Below are 18343 nucleotides of genomic sequence, written 5' to 3' on the forward strand. Positions count from 1 at the left end.
GTCGCGTTTGAAGCCCGGCATCCCCGGAATATATCCTTAATCACCTTTCGAAAGGGCGTGGTGTTATACTTCACCTCTGTTTTATTTGGATAAGCTCATGGCGAAGATTGGTCGAGTGAATCACCTGAAGGTGGTGAATATTCTGGATTTTGGTGCGTTTCTGGATGGTGGCAGGCTGGAAGATATCCTGATGCCGAAACGCTTTGTGCCAGAAGACTGTAAGGTGGGTGATGAGCTGAAAGTCTTTGTCTATCTGGATTCCGACGATGTGCCCATTGCCACAACCTTGCGCCCTAAGGCTCAGGTGGGCGAGTTTGCCTGTCTTAAAGTGATGGATACTAACCGGGTGGGTGCGTTTCTTGACTGGAATATGCCCAAAGAGCTGCTCGTACCGTTCAGTGAGCAGAAAGAGCGCATGGTTAAAGACCAGTTTTATGTCGTCTATGTGTATCAGGAGCAGCAGAGCTACCGTATTGTTGCTTCTTCAAAAATCAGTAAATTCTTCAGCAATGAGCCACACAATTACACCAACGGACAACAGGTGCCGTTGATGATTTGTGATCGTACCGATATCGGTCATACGGTGCTTGTGGATAACAAATACCTTGCCGTGTTGTTTGATCAGGACATTGATCAGCCCATCCGCATGGGGATGAAGTTTGACGGTTATATCAAGCGGGTTCGCCCCGATCAGAAGTTGGATGTATGCCTGAAAAAGCCTGGCTTTGATAAGCAGGAAATGAAAGGCCTGGGTGGTGAGATCATGCAACGGTTAAAGGCAGAAGGTGGTTTTCTGCCGTTTAATGATCGTTCCGACCCGGTGACTGTGAAAAGAGAGTTTTCTGTCAGCAAACGGGTCTTCAAGATGGCTATTGGGGGCTTGTACAAAGAGCGTCTGATTCGGATTGAAGACGACGGGATTCACTTGTTGTAACACCTGCCTCGTTTAAAATCATCGCTGCTCCTTTCTCTGCAATCATTACCGTTGGCGCATGAATGTTGCTACCGGTGATGGTTGGCATAATGGAGGAGTCGATGACTCTTAAGTTATCCACACCATGCACTTTTAGCTGGTGGTCGACGACAGCATCGTCTTCCAGTCGGCCCATTTTGCAGGAGCCAGCGGTGTGATACACCGTTTCGACGTGATCTCTCAGGTATTGGCGAATGTCATCATCGGTTTCAATGTGGGTGCCGGGTAGCTCTTCTTCGCCACGAAAATCGTTCATGGTCGTTTGATTAAGAATATCCCGCCCGATTTTTACGCCATTGATTAGCGCATTTAGTTCTGTTTCATCCTGAAAATAGTTGGCTTCAATTTTGGCTTTGCTGAACGGATTGTTGTCTCGAAGCAGTACACGACCGCGGCTTTTTGGTCTCATATGGCAGACGTGGAGGACATAGCCTGCTTTCATGGAGGTGTTCAAACCTTCGCCGTGAGGGTTCATGCGAATAGCGGCAAACTGTAGCTGCAAATCCGGTATGGGTTGAGATGGGTCGGATTTGATAAAGCCACCGCAATCCGTTGGTGTAAAAATCAGTGGCTCAGCGCCGATGAAGTACCGCTTGAAGAACTTAAACAGTGGCGGACTCCAGGGAGCGGTAGCGAAGGAAGTGTTACTTTTATCCTGAAAGCGGAGCAGGATGTCTGGATGATCCTGAAGGTTTTCGCCGACGCCGTTCAGGTTGTGTACCACAGGAATATCGTGGTGTTTTAATTCAGCTTCAGGACCAATGCCGGAGAGTTTAAGAATCTGGGGAGAATTGATCACACCGGCGGAAAGGATAACTTCTTTTTTTGCCAGTACCTGCTGTGCCGGAAAGTTTCCATCGAAAAATTCCACACCGTTGGCTACGGGTTTTTCACCATCAGTATTAAATAGAATACGGCTGACGTGTGCATTCTGGATAATGGTCAGATTTGAACGGTCTTCAATAGGGTCTAAAAAGGCTTTGGCCGCATTACACCGTTTTCCTTCTGGGGTTTGTGTGACCTGAAAATATCCACAGCCTTCCTGATCTGGCTGGTTGAAATCGTTATTTAATTTGAAGCCTGCATTTCCGCAGGATTCGATAAAAGCATCGCAGACAGGAAAGTGATAGTTGGTGTCGGAAACATCCATTTCACCATGTGCGCCATGGTGTTCGGACTCACCACGCGCCTGACGCTCCGACTTTTTGAAGAAGGGGAAGATGCTTTGGTAATCCCAACCTTCATTACCCAGTTCAGCCCAGTGATCAAAATCCCATGGATGACCACGGGTGTATATCATGGCATTGATGGAACTGGAGCCACCCATGACTTTGCCTCGGGGCCAGAAGAATGAACGACCACCGTTTTCTGCATCGGGTTCAGTTTTATAAAGCCAATTGTACTTTTTGCTGTTCATCAGCTTCAGCATGTTGAATGGATTGCAGTCACGCACCCAATAGTTCTTGTCGGAACCGCCGGCTTCGATAAGGCAGACCTTGTTATCAGGATTGCCAGAGAGGCGGTTGGCCAGCACGCATCCGGCAGAGCCGGCGCCGATGATGATGTAATCGAACATTACAGAGAAACTCGTCGTTATTATTTTTATTCAGTAAATGATTACAGCAATGATGATTGAAGTACAGACCCCAAGCCCAAACATTGTTCGGACTGGCTGGATCATGTTTTCATTGATTATTGTTTGGTTTGAACGCTACATAATCTTTCTTTGTCGTAGGAGCCCTGCATGCAGGACAACGAGGATCAGTAATCAATATACGATCAACACACCTATCGCAAATCGGCATACTCGGGTGTCCATTATTTTCAGGCTCGCCTGATGGTGCAGTATTATGGTTGCGAAGTTTAGGTATAACCTGTGACTCTAGGCATACCGAACAGTCATACTGTCGAATGGCTCGAATACCGTTTAACTTATTCGCTCGGGATGCCTGTCTTGCGATACAGTCTGGCAATGTAAAAAAATCTATGGGTTCTGATGGCTGATTATCAGTATTATAGCTATCCACTGCCGTACGGATTTTGAACAATGCCTGTAGGATCTGCGAGATATAGCCCCGGCCTACGTGGTTGCGTTTTATAGTATCAACAGATAGGTAGGCATCAATAGTCGGCAGCATTGGCTTAAACTCTGAAAATACCTGTTGAGCGGTTTTTTTATCAATTTCCCCGCGTGCCAGTTGATGTTGTATCAACCGACCAATAAGTCGACAAGCATTCTTTGATGAAATAAGTCGCCGCTTATTATCTGTTTCTCTCTCCTGTAGCTCTTTGACCAGACTGGTTAATTCTTCCCACTGGCCATTCATGGTTAAACCGGCAATGTGATTATAGAGCTGCTGGATCAATAGATGATTTCCTGAGCTATCTCGTTGTAGGTTTAAAGTCTTTAATTCTAATTCACCACTCCTTTTGGCAGACGGATCAATGACCTCAGTCATGCCCACAGGGGCGTCATCAGTCTCCATTGTTTCTGCCTCACCTTGTTGCAGTGAAACTATACTCTTGCGGAAATTGTCAATGACCTGATCCAGCGGTGAACCTCGATGACCAGCTTCACTGTTGCTGACATTTAAGAAACTGGAAAGAATGGATTCCTGTTGTTTATTGAGTCTGTCAATATTGCTCTGCACAAGAGACGTCAGTTGTGTTGGGGGGAGGGGATTTTGGAGACTCTCTATGGGAATGATCAGTTTATTTTTATTGTTTTCCTGAGATGCTCGCAGCAATAATTCTGCCAGAGATTGGTTAAGGTCAGGTATTTTGGCCATTTCTGGCAAAATTGCGATCAACAGGGAAGTGATGCCTCTGGTTTCTCTGGCGAGTTTGAGCAGCTCAGGCAAAAGGATTTCAACAGATTTCTGAGAGAGTTGAGGCTGTGACAGAATCTCATCCTGTACCAGCTTTTGAAAGTAGGCGTGTCTCAACTTGTTCTCCACCTGTGATCCGGCTTGACGGTGGATCGTTTCAATGGCCTCCTCCATTGAGGTGATGTTACCAAGATGAAGAGTTGGGACTTTCTTCAAAACTTCCTGTAATTTTCGTTTAACCCAGAAAGATGTAAAATTTTCGTCGTCTTTTTTGGCGGTCAGAAGCCGACTGGCAAAGATCAGATCACCATTAAAAAATACTGAGTGATGGAAAAGATTAGACGAGGGCAGTGCTTCATTTTCTTTACCCGTCAAATTCACCTGATCTGTAGCAATAGACCGCATTGCCTGAAAGAATATTTCGGGAGGTAAGTGGTTCACATAGTCGACACATTCTCTGGCAGCAGAGGTATCACCATCACGATCACGCAGCAACGTTGCCAGTTTATGTGCGACGTCATCAACCGTCTGACCAGACGGCAGGGAATAACCACGATAATCAGGGCTGTTGATCAGATTGTTCAGTGAGTGTTTTACCTGGTGGTAAGTTTTCGCTATCGGCTCAACCGGGGGGTTATGGGTTATTAGCATTTCCGTTGCCAGGTTATCCAGAATGGTTAGGTACTGAGAAACCTTATAAACAGGCGGTTCTTTAATTACCTTATTACCCAGCGTATAGTTACTGCCATACTGTTTTGGACACATTAAACTCCCATAAAGCCATGCACCATAGTCAGGTACGTGCAAACTGGCTTCAAAGTTGTCCGAACTAATAGGAAAAGGCGTCGTCATAACCTGTGCAGTATTGCTACTGTCGGTCACCGTACAGGTTCGCCATTCGAGGCTGCTGAATGTCAGGGAGCCCGCGTTAGCAATTAATTTCAGGCCGGAAAGATCCTGTGTAGCAAACACTTTATGACCCTGGTGCCAGCCATAAAGGTCCATTGCTTTTTTTACGTTCTCATCTTTTTCACCAAGTTCTGCCAACTCAGCAACACCAACTTTTGTGCCGACGGTGCGAGTTGAGATTGACTGCGAGGCATTCGAATAGTTTTCAAATGCAGCCCTTCGGGTGTTTACTCCAAAATTCATTTATAGACCTCTTATAATACCAATCCTACCGAATCGTCTTCAGTACAGTTTTTCTTGGTTCACGCTATTGGATAGAGTTTTATAAATTTATAAAGTTCAACAATCGGTCAATAAATTAGATTTTTTGGGTTGCGATAAAGTGTACAAAATTCAGTCGAATAAGAGATCTCTGATATTTCATAGCCGCGGTTACCACTATGAAAAAAGGTTGATTTTCCGGTTGCGTGCCTCCACAACGTATACAATCAATGCTCAAATGATGAGGCGTATCGGATGAATGAAGTACAGCGAAGTCTGGCTATTCAGGATGCCATTGAATGGTCGTTGATGCATGGTATGGCGCTGAAGTCGTCTATCGATTCAGCACGGCATTGTGCATTCAGTTTTGCACCTACGTTAATTCAGCGTGATCGATTTGAATTATTAAAATCGGTTGTGCCTCTGATGGGAAAATTGATTCATGGTGTTTCTGAGAATAATGAATTTCTTGAAGATGCGATTAAGCCCTTGTGCAGTGGCGATGCGTTTTTTGCCAGTTTGATGTCGTTGCATCAGGAAATTCATCGAGGCTCAGAAGCGGCTGAACGTATTCCCATGCTACTCATGCGCACGGATTTTATGGACGATGCTGAGCATGGTCCAAAGCTGATTGAGTTCAATGGTATTGCTGCGGGTATGGGACCTTTTGGTCAGCGAGCTCATGAACTGCACAGTTATCTTCAATATCAGTGGCCTCAACAATTTAAACACTGGTCCGAGACAGAAAACCTTGAACTGGTGCCTAATCAGGGCATTGAAAACCTTGCCAAAGGCATTGCCGGTGCAGCGACGACAGTGAGAGCGCAGTCCGGCGAAAGTGGTCAGCCGTTGTTTATCATGGTGGTGCAGCCCGATGAAGATAATGTATACGACCAGCATCTTTTGGAAGAAGCGATTCAGAAAGAAGGCGTGAAGACGGTACGCCGAACGTTCCGGCAACTGTACGATCAACTGTCGTCTGGAGAAAACCATCGCTTGATGCTAGAAGGTCTGGGTGGTGTGGATGCCATTTACCTTCGCGCTGGTTATCAGCATTGCGATTATCACGCGGAAGATCTGGACGGTGACCGTTGTTGCTCAAAACTGGGCAAGGTGCGTGTGATGATGGAGCGTCATCGGGTGGCTATAAATGCGACAGTGAGTCAGCAGCTGGCAACCAGTAAACGGGTGCAAATGTTATTGTCTTCTATGGATGAAACAGCGCTTACTGCGTTTGGCCTGACGTTGGATGAAGCCGCCAGAATCAAACCGTTTCTTGGAGAAATGCGCCCGGTTGATGAAGGTTCTGCTGACTGGTTTGAATCAGAGAATGCCCATAACTGGGTACTGAAAAATCAGGGAGAAGGCGGTGGCCACTGTGTGTTTGATGACGATATCCTGCCTCGATTGAAAAGCCTCAAGCCTGAAGAATTTTCTGCCTGGTCTTTGATGCGGCGATTGCATCCAAGGCATCGCTCCAGCCCAGCGCTGGTGGTTCGAAACGGCGAAGCGGCGCCAGTGGATGATTTAATCAGTGAGATTGGCATGTTCACTCTGCACTTGGACGGACACTCCCTGACCAGCGAGCTGGGTTATGCCGGTTACCTGATCCGCAGCAAACCTTCCTCCGTGGCGGAGGGCGGTGTGCACAGCGGGCAGGGTTCAGTGGATTCTCTGGCCTATGAGCTTTAAACCAGCTGCTCTTGTTTTAGCCAGTCAAAGCAGTCTTCCAGCATCTCATTAATCGGTACGTCATTTCGGTAGCCCAGCTCTGAAACGGCCTTACTGCTGCTGGCAACCACTCGTTTAGACACCAGTTTGGCCTTTTCGGTGGTGATCTCGGGCTCTTTGCCAGTGATATTGGCACCTAAGTCAGAAACCTTGCCGAGCAGTCTTAAGGCCCATGCCGGAATGGTTCTCTTTCGTTCTGGTTTGCCCATGAGCCGTGAGATGGTGTTAACCACTTCCAGAAACTTGCAATCCACACCGCCCAGAATGTAGTTCTCCCCGGTTTTCCCCTGTTCAAATGCCGCAATATGAGCTGCAGCCACTTCCCGAACATGGCAGTAAGAACCTTCGCCGGGTGGCACGCCGGGCAAGGTGTCGTTGCTGATCATGGAAAACAGCTGCGCCCAGCTCTGCCGATCGTGGGGGCCAATAATCGCACAGGGGTTGAGAATAACCGCATCCAGCTGGTGCTCCTTAACGGCTTTCTTTACTACCATCTCCCCAAGGTATTTCGTGCGAAGGTAGTTCACACCGCTGGTTATGGCGCTGGATGGCGATGATTCATTGATGGTTTGTTGATGAAAACCGTAAGCAGAAATGGATGAGGTGTGGATAAACCGCTTTACCCGCTTCTCAAGCGCCGCGGTGATCAGGTTTTCTGTCACCGTGACATTCATCCGATGCTGCCGCTCGTTATTGGCTGCCCACAGGCTGGTATCGCCGGCCACATGGAAGATGGCATCAAGACCTTCGGGTATTTTAGCGGAGAGGTCCGATGGGCTTTCGAGATCCACTTCCAGCAGGGTAACGTTCAGCGCCTGCAGATCTTTGATGTTGGAGCTTGCCCGGTGAGTGGCGATCACTTCCCAGTGTTTATCCAGAAGCTGTTTGATCAGGTTGATACCCAAAAAACCACTGCCGCCGGTGACTAATGCTTTCATGATGCTCTCTTATTGTTGTTATTGGCCTGGTTCGCCATATTTCCAGAAAATACTATCCTTATCTACACAATTCCAACAAATGACATAGAAAGGACTGGATAGGGTGAATACCGAAGACATCATCAGCGCATTGTCCTCTTTTGAAGTGGGCAAACTTCCAAAAGCCGCATTGCAGGCCGCCGTCGCCAATCAAGAAGCCGTTACACCGAAACTGTTAGACCATCTTAAAGAGACGATTGCTCTCGGAGATGATCTGCCAAAACATCACAACACCACCTTGTTGTTCTTTTCCGTTTACCTGTTGGCTCAATTTCGGGAGCCCAAGGCACTGCCATTAATGGTGCAATTGGTGTCTGCCAGCCCAAAGACAGTAAGCCGGTTATTGGGCTATGTGATTAGTGAAAGCCTTGGTCGGATGTTGGCGTCAATCCTGTCGAACGCCGAAGTTGATGCTTTTGAGACACTGCAGCCATTAATAGAGAATGATAAAGCTCACCCTCAAGTTCGAAATGCAGCTCTGGGCGCATTGGTGATTCATGCTGCCTATGGACAGATCACTGATGTCGCATTGATGGACTACTTCCAGTCACTGTATCAAGGCAAGCTGGAAAGAAAACAGAATGCAGTCTGGGATGGGTTGGTTTTCAATACAACGGTAGCGGGTTTGGTGGAATTGGAAGCAGATGTGTTGAGTGTTCATCAGGAAGGTTTAATGGTTGAAACCATGCTAGATGAAAACGGCATAAAAATCATGCTGCAGGCTCACCCCGGTGAAATCAAAGCACCGTCGTATAAGAACATTACTTATATTGATGACTGTGTATCCGAGCTGGAAAATTGGGCTGCCTTCATGAGTACTCCGGAAAAGGCTGCTCAATCGCAGGTAGCCGCTTCTGTGACCACCCGTTCTGGTGAGATCCAACACGTTAACCGACCTTGGCCCGCCAAAAAACCGGTGAAAAGTAAAAGACCTATTGGTCAAAAGCAGGCGCTGTTCAAACCGCCCATGACACCATCAAAAGAACCACTGGTTCGTAATGGCGATAAGGTTGGCAGAAATGATCCTTGCCTTTGCGGCAGCGGGAAAAAATTCAAGAAGTGCTGTGGGTAAAATTCACAGCCAACACCGTTTTCCTTGTTTCAAATCAAAATAATAAGTCAGTAAATTGCTATATTGCGCGCGTCCAGTACTACTGTTGATTTTATGAGCAGTAGATAACAATTAAATCTGGCTCGTCTTGAGCGAGGTAATTTACGTGTACAGCTTTCTTAGCGCATTAGCAATTCTGATCGTAGGCTATCTGGTCTACGGAAAATGGGTAGACCGCCATTTCGGAGCAGACCCCAATCGTGAGACGCCGGCTCACACATCAAAAGACGGTGTCGATTTCGTTCCCCTCCCATGGCATAAAATTTTCCTGATTCAGTTTTTGAACATTGCTGGCCTTGGCCCAATCTTTGGCGCCATCATGGGTGCGCTTTATGGTCCAGCTGCATTTCTGTGGATTGCTTTTGGTTGCATATTGGGTGGCGCGGTACACGACTATTTTTCCGGCATGCTGTCTGTTCGTCACAATGGTCAATCGATTCCGGAGATTGTGGGTCATTATCTGGGCGAAGGTTCACGCAAAATCATGCGTGCTTTCTCGGTTATCCTGCTGATTCTGGTGGGTGTTGTCTTTATGATGGGGCCTGCAGGGCTGCTCGCCAACTTGGGCATGGAAGGCGTTTTTGCCAACACCAACTTCTGGCTGGCGATCATTCTGGCTTATTACTTCATCGCTACCGTTTTGCCAGTGGATAAACTGATTTCTAAAATCTACCCGCTGTTCGGTTTAACCCTGCTGATTATGGCGGTCGGTGTTGGCGGCATGATGCTGGTGAAAGGTCTTCCTATTCCTGAACTGACAGATTCTCTGTCTCATCCGAAAGATCTGCCAATCTGGCCAATGTTGTTTATTACCATTGCCTGCGGTGCTATCAGTGGTTTCCATGCAACACAATCTCCTATGATGTCTCGTTGTTTGCCAACAGAAGCGTATGGTCGTCGTGTATTCTTCGGTGCAATGGTTGCTGAAGGTGTGGTTGCTCTGATCTGGGCGGCAGCTGCTATGTCGTTCTTCCCGAATGGGCTGGAAGGCTTGAACGAAGTGCTGGCAAAAGGCGGTGCTGGTCTTGTGGTGAATGAAGTATCTGTAGGCCTGATGGGGTCTATTGGCGGTATGCTGGCGATTCTGGGTGTTATTGCCTGCCCAATCACTTCTGGTGATACTGCTTTCCGCAGTGTGCGTTTGATTTTTGCAGACGCTCTGAATATCAGTCAAACCAGTACTAAGAATCGTTTGATGCTCGCGGTGCCAGTATTCGCTATTGGCTTTGCCCTGACCTTTATCGACTTCAATATCATCTGGCGCTACTTTGCATTTTCTAATCAGGCGCTGGCAACTATCGTGTTGTGGGCTTCTGCCATGTACATGGTTCATGAAAGTAAAAGTCATTGGTTGGCTTCTCTACCAGCAACCTTTATGACTGCAGTGTGTACTACTTATATTATGATGGCACCAGAAGGTTTAAGCCTGTCTACCAGCATTGCTTATCCGGTGGGTGTCGTTGCGGCAATTGCTTCTCTGGTATGGTTCTTGAGAGCCGCTGGTAAAAGAGCTGCTAGCGCTCAACCAGCATAACTGTTTATTAACAGCTCCTGCGTTGCGGGAGCTGTTGTTATACCATCAGCATATGATTATCCCACTGGCATTGGGAGTGAATTACCTTCTTTATTGTTGTTGCCCTTCCTTCAAAACATTCCAGAATCTGTACCTGACCTTGACCATCGCTGACGGCCAGTTGGCTTTTACTGATAGCAGCGATACCCGCACAATCCCGTTGGTAGATAAACGTCTGAAGACGCCCGGTAGATTGTTGGATAAAAGCGATACGATTACCGCGAGGAGAAGTGACTGCTAAGGTATCCATATCCGGTAATACCTCTACACTGGCAATATATCCGTTCAGCGCCATCCATTGTTCCGGAAGCGCTTCAACTGCCCTGATGGGTTGCCCAACCCGGTGAGTCGCCACCAATGGCAGCGCTTCATCATTCGTCCCCTGATATTGCATACCAATGGCAACCAATCCATCGGGGGCGACATCAAGGTGTCTGATACTCAGTCGTGGATCAATAAAGTGCTGTTGATTGATCACCTTTCCAGAGCGTCTATCCAGATAAACCAGAGCAGGCTGAAGTGTTTGAGGGTTCAGTGTGGTTCTGCCGGTGTCCGGGTGGGTTTGAATACCGCCAACAGCGATGATCAGAGTCTCACCATCAGGCATCAACTTCAGCTCGTGAGGCCCGGGAAGTAATAGTGGCCATTCACCGACTCTTTGATAATGTTGTTCAGCATCGTAGATACCAATAACACCATTTAATGTCGTGGTGTCATTCTCAGTGGTATAGAGAAACCGCCCGTCGTGGCTAAAAACACCGTGGCCATAAAGGTGTCGTTGATTAGCTACCGGCACCGTTGATGCTAACTTCTCTTCGCGAAGATCGACGACATGAAACTGATAACCCGGGCGGCGCTCAAAGGCGACGATTTCTGAATAACCCGGTCGATGGCAGGCATCATGAAGGCGGCTTGGAACCGGTATTATCGTTGAATGATCAGACAGTGGATCATTCAAGCGAATGCTGAATTTTCCCTGAGTGTCTCTGGCAGCGCTGACCAATACCCTGCGGTCACTCTGTGGTGAGCAGCCCGTGCCAATCAGACTGATGCCTGCCAGTACGGCTGCACTTTTTATAGTACTTATTATAAATGTACGACGATACATTAATCACCATCGCTGGAGTTAAACCCGAGGGGTACGTGAAGATCTTTGGAAACAGCCACAACCGAAGCATGCAGGTTGTCTACTTGGATTTTGAACTGCTTCAGATCTTCAATTCTATCCTGCTCAATCACTTCGGAAAAGCGATGGGGAAGTGCATTAACTGATTGGCTTAACGAAGTCAGGCGATTGCTGATTTCCAGCCATTTTTCAGGATGGGGGGTACCAGATTGTTGCGATGCCAACGCCGCCATGGCGTGAAAAGTAGCAATCACCTGTCGAATATGTTCCAGAGACTGACCGCTGCGCCAGGATTCTGCGAGATAGAGGTTGGTTCGCTTTTCGCTAAAAGGCAGAGAAAGTTCTTTCTTCAAGCGAGCCGTTTGAGAATCCAGCGTGTTAAGCACCCAACCATCCAATCCAAGCGGATTTTTAGTGGCACTTTCTAGCGCAACCGCTTTGGTGAAGAAAGAACCATCTGGTTGCCAATGCTGTTGCAGCTCCATGCCGTTGGCCAGTATCGCTTCTGAGTTTTCTACGAGAAATTGACAGTAAGCAGAAGGTTTCTGATTAAGTGCTTCTAACACCTGTTGATCAAACAACAGATATTCGGCAGCGGACAATCCTTGCAGAATAACGCTGTCCGACAGAATGGGAATCGGACTTTCTGCTGCAACTCTGGCTTCGACCTTTCTTCCCGTCAGGTTCTTTTTATCGGGCCAGAATTGAAAGCGCCAGCCTTCCATATTCTCTTCCAGCATCAGCTGGCTAAGGGTTTCTGCGGTTTGCCAGCGCAACATGGTTTTCTTCCACTGTGCCTGTAATAAACCAATGTCGTTTGTAATGTCAGGCTTGCAGAAGTCAGTGGTCAGCTGGTTGTAAGCCGTTGACTCAGCGACTAACTGCTGCCAGGCCGGCTGAATTTGTTCTTCAATCAATAGAGTGATGGGAGAGCGTGTTGGCTCTGTCATCACTGAGTCTGATGGGTTACAACCCATCAAACCAAGAGAAAGAAGCAAGAGAGAAAGTGATCTCTTCATAAGGACTCAACAAAACGAATGATGGCGGTGCGATCACCGGCGTCCATCGCCAGAACCTGCTCTTTGGCGCTGGCAGCTTCGCCATCGTGCCAGAGAATAGCTTCCATCAAGGTTCGAGCCCGGCCATCGTGTAAAAAGCCTGCTGTTTCATCCACTTCATGGGTATGCCCAATTCCCCAAAGCGGAGGCGTGCGCCATTCACGGCCATCGGCAAGGTATTCTGGTCGATGGTCTGCAAGGCCTTCTCCCATATCGTGAAGCAACATGTCGGTGTAGGGCCAGATTTTCTGGTTTGCCTGCTCCACATCCGCATCAGCACTCACCGTGAAAGAAGGTGTATGACAAGATGCACAACCTGCGTCGTAAAACAGTTGCTTGCCTTTAAGAACGGTAGCGTCTTTAGCATCCGGACGAACCGGCACGGCAAGGTTGCGGGTATAGAACGTGACTTTATCAAGGATGTTATCAGAGACTTCCGGATGCTCACCGGACATTAATTCGTGGCAGCGAGTCTGATCAGGCGTACAGTTTTCTTCCATAAAGAGGCGGGTGGTTAAGCCCATATCGCCATTAAATGCGCCGGCATTTTGTTGTTTCAACGTTGGTTGGCCTGCTTTCCAGCCAAAGCGACCCAGTGTCGTTTTCTTCTGCTCTACATCCCATACCTGATTGGGTTTACCGGATATACCATCGTCGTTTTCATCATCAACATCTGCATTGGCGAGAATGTCGTTTTCTGAAATGGCTTCCAGTAAACCAAGTCCTATCATCGGTGGTGCAATGCGGGCAGACATCATAATGTCACCGTATTCATCGGATGACAGTGGCCCATAGCCCGGGTCTTCAATCGTAATGACCGGCTTTCTCAGTGCTACGGTTTCACCATCAGAGAACTGCACGTCATGATAGGTGTAATTCACACGAACACGACCTTCAGCAATACCGCCCGGTAACGTGAAATCCTGTAACTGCCCACCATAAATAGGGTGTGGCATAACGCTCTGATCTGGACGTAACGTCTTACCTTCCGGTGTTGGAATGCTCAGGCGAACCAGCATGGATACGCGGTTCAATTCACCATCATTCGGTGCATGACCTCGGCCATCTTTGATATGACAGTTCTGGCAACCGTTGGTGTTGAAAAGTGGCCCAAGCCCATCTCGAGCATCAGTGCTGGCTGGTGCTGCAACCCAAGGGTTACGGAAAAAGCTATTGCCGACGCTGAAATCAAGACGACGGGTGATGGCCATATTGCCGGAAGGAAGCGAGAAGGCATTGCGACCTTTGGCGTTCACCGAAGACTCGCCACCAGGACGTTCTTCGCCAACTTCGTAGGCTATTTTTTCGGTTTTATTGCAGCCTAAAAGCCCCGACGCCACTACTATAAGAGCGGCCGGGGCTATAAAGGCGAACCGTAAGGTTCGAAGATCCATTTTTCTACTTCTTGTATTTAGGGGCAAGGCAGTTATTTCGTTCCCATGCTTTGAGGGTGCCGCAAGGCATGGGAGATTCGTAGGTCGGTAACCCAAAGGGTTGCCGACGATCAGCACCTACAGTCCTGAGCGATGTCGGCAATTCTTACAGAATTACCGACCTACGGGGTTCACGACAGCCTCAGGAGCATAGTAACGAGACTGAAAAGTTCCTTGGCGCTAGTGCAAGGAAGCGTTAATACCCATACCGTTCGCACTGAGCGGAGTCGAAGTGTGGTGCTTTGATCCTTCGACTCCGCTCAGGATGAACGGGGATGTATGTCTTATAACGCTTGGCTGCACTAGCAACGTTAGTTTTTACTTGTAGTTTCCCTTAGAACTGATGATCCGCAGTATCCGGGTTCAGTTGCTTAATGCCAACAAGGCCGGCTGCTTCTTCAATGGCACTGGTTTGTACGACCAGTGTCGTAATTGCAGATTGTACCAGCGCATTGCCTTTTTCGTCACCGGCAGCAATCAGCTGATCGAAGAAAATGCCGTCTTTCTCGGCAGAATCCACCAGAGATTGCAGGGCGCTTTCACTCTGATCAAAGCTGTTCAGAATAGTGGCGGCTTGCGCTTCATCTTTGGCAGCAACCAAATCCGCAAGGCTTGGCCCGGAAAGCACGTCGCCATTCACACGCTGATATTCACCGGTATATACGTTGCGAATGCCTTTGTTGTTATAAAAGTGAGAATAGTGCGTGTTGTCGCTGAAGCAATCGTGCTCATCTTCACTGGAGTTGGCTTCGAGAGCGACCTTCATACGCTCACCGGCCAGTTCGCCGAGGGACAAACTGCCCATGCCAAACAGCATTTTGCGAAAGCCTTGGTCGGTAGAGTCTGCCAGTAATTCTGCACGATAGTTGTCGCCGACTTCTGGCTGCCACTGGCCAACCATGTATTCAAGGTCAGCAATCAGCAAGTCCATAGCGGTGATCAGGTATTGGCCACGACGCTCACAGTTACCACCGGTGCAGGCTTCGCCTTTAGCAAAATCGGTAGCCGGACGATTGCCAGCACCACTGCCGGTACCATTCAGATCCTGGCCCCAGAGCAGAAATTCAACGGCGTGGTAACCGGTAGCTACGTTGGCTTCACTGCCGCCGAGCTCATTCAGGTTTGCCAGCAGTTCTGGTGTCAGTGTTTCAAGGTTCAGTAGTTCACCGCTGACGTTTAGTTCAGTGTTGTTGACGATATTGGCCAGAGCGCCATCGTTACCCATTTCAAAGTCGTAGCTTGAAGGCTGAACGTAGTCGATCAGACCTTCATCCAGAGGCCATGCATTCAACTGACCTTCCCAATCATCAACAATGGCATTACCAAAACGGAATACTTCACTCTGCTGATAAGGGACACGTGCCGCTTTCCATGCTGCCTTTGCCAGCTCAAGATTTTCTTCGGTTGGGTTTTCAACCAGATTATGACTGGCTTTTTTTAGGCTTTTTGCGGTGATCAGCGCATCTTCAAAGGTAGCGAGTGCCACGTCTGCATAATGGGCAACCACATCATTAGCAGAAATTGACGTGCTCGCGGCTTCTCTGGCCGCTTCGACGACAATGGTTTCCTGAGTTTCTGGTGCAACACTGACGGTTTCTTCAGACTGGTTACAGCCCGTCAATAGGGCAGATGCGACCATCAATGTACCGATGGTGGAAAGCGAAAAGTTTGGCTTCATCCTGGTTGAGCTCCATGATTTTTATTGTGCATTGTTAATCTGGAAGAGAATTATAATGAGAATTATTCTTATTACAATTTATTGTAAACATTTGTCGCTTATAACGAGTGGTTAATTACAGATTGGGGGAGGTGGGAAGACGCAGGAGATTGCAGGATGGCTCGAAAGAGCCATCCCACATTTGAAGAGATAATTAGGAAGCGGTGGCTGTCAGGCGGTGAGCCCATTTAGTTTTTGCAGCTTGCTGCATATCCACTACCTGATCACTTTCATCGACAATCTCACGACCCAGCAGGGTTTCGATCATATCTTCCAGAGTGACAATACCGCGTATATCACCGTATTCAGTGACCACCATGGCGATGTGACTGCGTTGCTCCAGAAAGGTCGCCATTAATTTTGGTAATGGTTCTTTCTCCAAGACCGCAATGATTGGGCGCTTGAGGCTTTGCAGGTTGGTATTGCCACCTTCTCGCAGATGAGCCATCAAGATATCGTTACGGATAACAAAGCCATTGATGTCATCAGGGTCTTCACCGTACACCGGGATACGGGAGAAGCTGGAATCCGAGAATGCTTGCATATAGCCTTCGGTCGTCGTTGACTCTGGCAATGAAAAAAGTACGGAACGTGGCGTCATGATTTCGACAATTTGCAGATCACGAAACTTGAGCATGTTCTTCATCAATTCAGATTCAACACCTTGCAGTGCACCTAATTGCAAACCGAGGTCTGCCATGGCGTGAATTTCATCACGCAGGTAAGGGTTGGTTTTGTCTTTAGGCGACAGTTTGCTGGTTATAATTTCTGTCAGCCAGATAATAGGCAGCAGCAGTCTAACCATAAAACGAACACCAACGGCCATGACCGGAACCAGTGTTTGCCACCAGGAAGCACCAATGGTTTTTGGAATAATTTCAGACAGCACCAGAATCAGCAGAGTCAGCACGCCAGAGAAAACACCAATGTATGCATCACCGAATACTTTGGCGACCTGCGCACCAGCACTGGCAGCACCAATGGTGTGAGCAATGGTATTCAGGGTCAGGATAGCGGCCAGAGGGCGATCAATATGGTCGTGAAGCTCACGAACCAAGCTGGCCCATTTGCTGTTTTTTTGCTCAAGGCTGACCACATAGGCGGGTGAAATACTGAGAAGAACGGCTTCAAATACCGAACAGATAAAAGATACCGCGATAGCGATAACTACATACGCAACAAGCGTAACCACGTAGGGCTCCAGATGTGAACAAGGGATGCATATTCTATCCTGAGATTTAATTTTCTGGCGATAGATATTTTTGTTTATTACAGAGTGCTTTCACAGGCTATTTCAGCCAGGGGATTTCGTTCGATCCCCATAAAGGGGTCTGGTCATTAGGAGAACCATTGTAGTTTATAGTGATTTCTTCGTAGCCAGTATTTTTCGGATAGCGACGAATTCAATCAGCTGCTCATCTTCCCGCGGAATATAAACGGCATTGGGTGTGTATGAATGGTTATATATTGAGCCCAGCCCGAGAGCGAGGGCTGCCTGTTGTTGATCAAATCCCCAGGCAAAGTAATAGTTGTTCAACATGGTTAGCTGAAGTACTTCAACTTCTTCTTGTGGTATTTCCAGAATAGGAGTGCGTTCGATGATCGTTTCTCTTTCAATGCGGCTATCTGTATAAACGCCGCGACCTTTGCCATGACTGTTAGAGATATAGAGCATTTATTTATTTTTATAGTTATGAAGATTAATCAGTATACAGGATACAGGAAGGTTGGCGGGGTAAATCGAGAAGACGAAATAATGCTAAACCAAAACTCACTTGAAACCATCGGTTTTATTTTGGTTTTGGCTTAACCGGTTTTCTGAGCACCTCTTCCTCCTCGTCAAGAGACGTCTTGGTATGGAGTCTGTCGGCTAACTCGACTGGTTTTTGGTTAATCTGCACGCAGAAGGCTTTGACATTCTTCACCAGTTCATCTTGGGTGCTATGACAATAATGATAAGTTACCTCCTCTCTCAACCAACGCCAAAGAGCCTCAACTGGCATAAAATCAGGACTGTACGGAGGTAGCCAGACTAGCTCTATTTTTAGATTTTTTGCAGCCTCGCAGACGTCAAATGACCGATGATAGGACGCACCATCCCAAATAACAGTAATTTGTCGTTCAAGATTCTCCTGTCGAATACGCTCCAGAACATTCACAGTATGTTGTGAATTGCCTTTGGGGTATGGCCAAATCCTAACCTGGCCCTCGTTGTAGTAATAAATCCCGTAAAACGTGACTTTGGATAGCCCTGGAGAGCAAGAAGACACAAAGAGTCTACCGCCTTTAGCTGACCACCCACTACCGATATCCGTATCCTGATGAATGTGCGCTTCGTCAATATAAACGATCAGTTTTTCTTGCCTGGTTGCCTGCTGAAGTAACGGCTCAAGCTGCTTCAGATAGTCTGCTCTTTTTTCAGGATCGGCACGATTCAGGAGCTTCTTCGCCTTTTTCCAGGAGATATTATTCCTTTTCAAAACACGGCGAATAGTTTCCTGGGAGCAAGTAAAGCTCCATTTCACCTTGCACCAGTTTACTAACCTTTTAAGAGTCCAGCGAGGGAGTGACGACTTTTCAGCATTTGCAGCGGCTTCAGCCGAGCGGTGGATGGCTTGAGTGATGATTGAGGTAACGGTTAGACAA

The 18343-nt window shown here is 47.7% G+C and carries 13 protein-coding genes and 2 pseudogenes; 5 read left to right on the forward strand and 10 right to left on the reverse strand.

The features are described from left to right. The first annotated feature begins 97 nt into the window (after nucleotides 1-97). The gene (locus AKL11_RS02550; RefSeq protein ID WP_067515043.1) at nucleotides 98-934 is read left to right on the forward strand and encodes a CvfB family protein; all 837 of its coding nucleotides are present in this window, start codon (nucleotides 98-100) and stop codon (nucleotides 932-934) included. Here AKL11_RS02550 and AKL11_RS02555 read toward each other — a convergent pair. After that, entirely contained in the window at nucleotides 870-2549 is a 1680-nt protein-coding gene (locus tag AKL11_RS02555; RefSeq protein ID WP_067515044.1) for a GMC family oxidoreductase, read from the reverse strand. The two genes, AKL11_RS02550 and AKL11_RS02555, sit on opposite strands and share 65 nt — an antisense overlap. Before the next feature lie 109 nt (nucleotides 2550-2658). Beyond that, nucleotides 2659-4953 (reverse strand): RING finger protein, encoded by a 2295-nt coding sequence (locus AKL11_RS02560; protein WP_067515045.1) that lies wholly within the window; start codon nucleotides 4951-4953, stop codon nucleotides 2659-2661. Between the two features lie 273 nt (nucleotides 4954-5226). On the opposite strand from AKL11_RS02560, the gene AKL11_RS02565 reads away from it, so the two are divergent. After that, nucleotides 5227-6663, forward strand: coding sequence for a glutathione synthase (locus AKL11_RS02565; protein WP_067515046.1), 1437 nt, complete (start codon nucleotides 5227-5229; stop codon nucleotides 6661-6663). Here the strand turns inward: AKL11_RS02565 and AKL11_RS02570 are convergent. Continuing rightward, entirely contained in the window at nucleotides 6660-7640 is a 981-nt protein-coding gene (locus AKL11_RS02570; protein ID WP_067515047.1) for an NAD-dependent epimerase/dehydratase family protein, read from the reverse strand. The genes AKL11_RS02565 and AKL11_RS02570 overlap by 4 nt on opposite strands. 103 nt (nucleotides 7641-7743) lie before the next feature. Between AKL11_RS02570 and AKL11_RS24980 the strand changes: the two are divergent. The 3 genes and pseudogenes from AKL11_RS24980 to AKL11_RS02580 all read left to right on the forward strand — a co-directional run. Next, a pseudogene (locus AKL11_RS24980) lies at nucleotides 7744-8478 on the forward strand (DUF1186 domain-containing protein); the annotation flags it as partial. A gap of 186 nt (nucleotides 8479-8664) precedes the next feature. Next, nucleotides 8665-8751: pseudogene (locus AKL11_RS26765) on the forward strand (SEC-C metal-binding domain-containing protein); the annotation flags it as partial. A gap of 145 nt (nucleotides 8752-8896) precedes the next feature. Continuing rightward, nucleotides 8897-10324 (forward strand): carbon starvation CstA family protein, encoded by a 1428-nt coding sequence (locus AKL11_RS02580; protein ID WP_067515049.1) that lies wholly within the window; start codon nucleotides 8897-8899, stop codon nucleotides 10322-10324. 37 nt (nucleotides 10325-10361) lie between these two features. On the opposite strand, the gene AKL11_RS02585 is transcribed toward AKL11_RS02580, so the two are convergent. The 7 genes from AKL11_RS02585 to AKL11_RS02615 form a co-directional block, all read right to left on the reverse strand. Beyond that, complete coding sequence (locus tag AKL11_RS02585) at nucleotides 10362-11471, reverse strand: DUF1513 domain-containing protein (protein WP_067515050.1); 1110 nt, start codon at nucleotides 11469-11471, stop codon at nucleotides 10362-10364. Beyond that, nucleotides 11471-12508, reverse strand: coding sequence for an imelysin family protein (locus tag AKL11_RS02590; RefSeq protein WP_095210105.1), 1038 nt, complete (start codon nucleotides 12506-12508; stop codon nucleotides 11471-11473). The genes AKL11_RS02585 and AKL11_RS02590 overlap by 1 nt, the downstream gene beginning before the upstream one ends. Beyond that, the gene (locus AKL11_RS02595; protein WP_067515052.1) at nucleotides 12505-13941 is read right to left on the reverse strand and encodes a di-heme oxidoreductase family protein; all 1437 of its coding nucleotides are present in this window, start codon (nucleotides 13939-13941) and stop codon (nucleotides 12505-12507) included. Before AKL11_RS02595 ends, AKL11_RS02590 begins: the two co-directional genes overlap by 4 nt. Before the next feature lie 373 nt (nucleotides 13942-14314). After that, nucleotides 14315-15658, reverse strand: a complete 1344-nt coding sequence (locus tag AKL11_RS02600) for an imelysin family protein (protein ID WP_095210106.1) — start codon at nucleotides 15656-15658, stop codon at nucleotides 14315-14317. A gap of 193 nt (nucleotides 15659-15851) precedes the next feature. Continuing rightward, on the reverse strand, nucleotides 15852-16889 hold the full coding sequence (locus AKL11_RS02605) for a CNNM domain-containing protein (protein WP_067515053.1): 1038 nt from the start codon (nucleotides 16887-16889) through the stop codon (nucleotides 15852-15854). A gap of 165 nt (nucleotides 16890-17054) precedes the next feature. Next, complete coding sequence (locus AKL11_RS02610; protein WP_095210107.1) at nucleotides 17055-17372, reverse strand: SET domain-containing protein-lysine N-methyltransferase; 318 nt, start codon at nucleotides 17370-17372, stop codon at nucleotides 17055-17057. 115 nt (nucleotides 17373-17487) lie between these two features. After that, nucleotides 17488-18324, reverse strand: coding sequence for an IS630 family transposase (locus AKL11_RS02615; RefSeq protein ID WP_157673407.1), 837 nt, complete (start codon nucleotides 18322-18324; stop codon nucleotides 17488-17490). Nucleotides 18325-18343 lie beyond the last annotated feature (19 nt).

It is taken from the genome of Endozoicomonas ascidiicola (assembly GCF_001646945.1).
Lineage (GTDB): Bacteria > Pseudomonadota > Gammaproteobacteria > Pseudomonadales > Endozoicomonadaceae > Endozoicomonas > Endozoicomonas ascidiicola.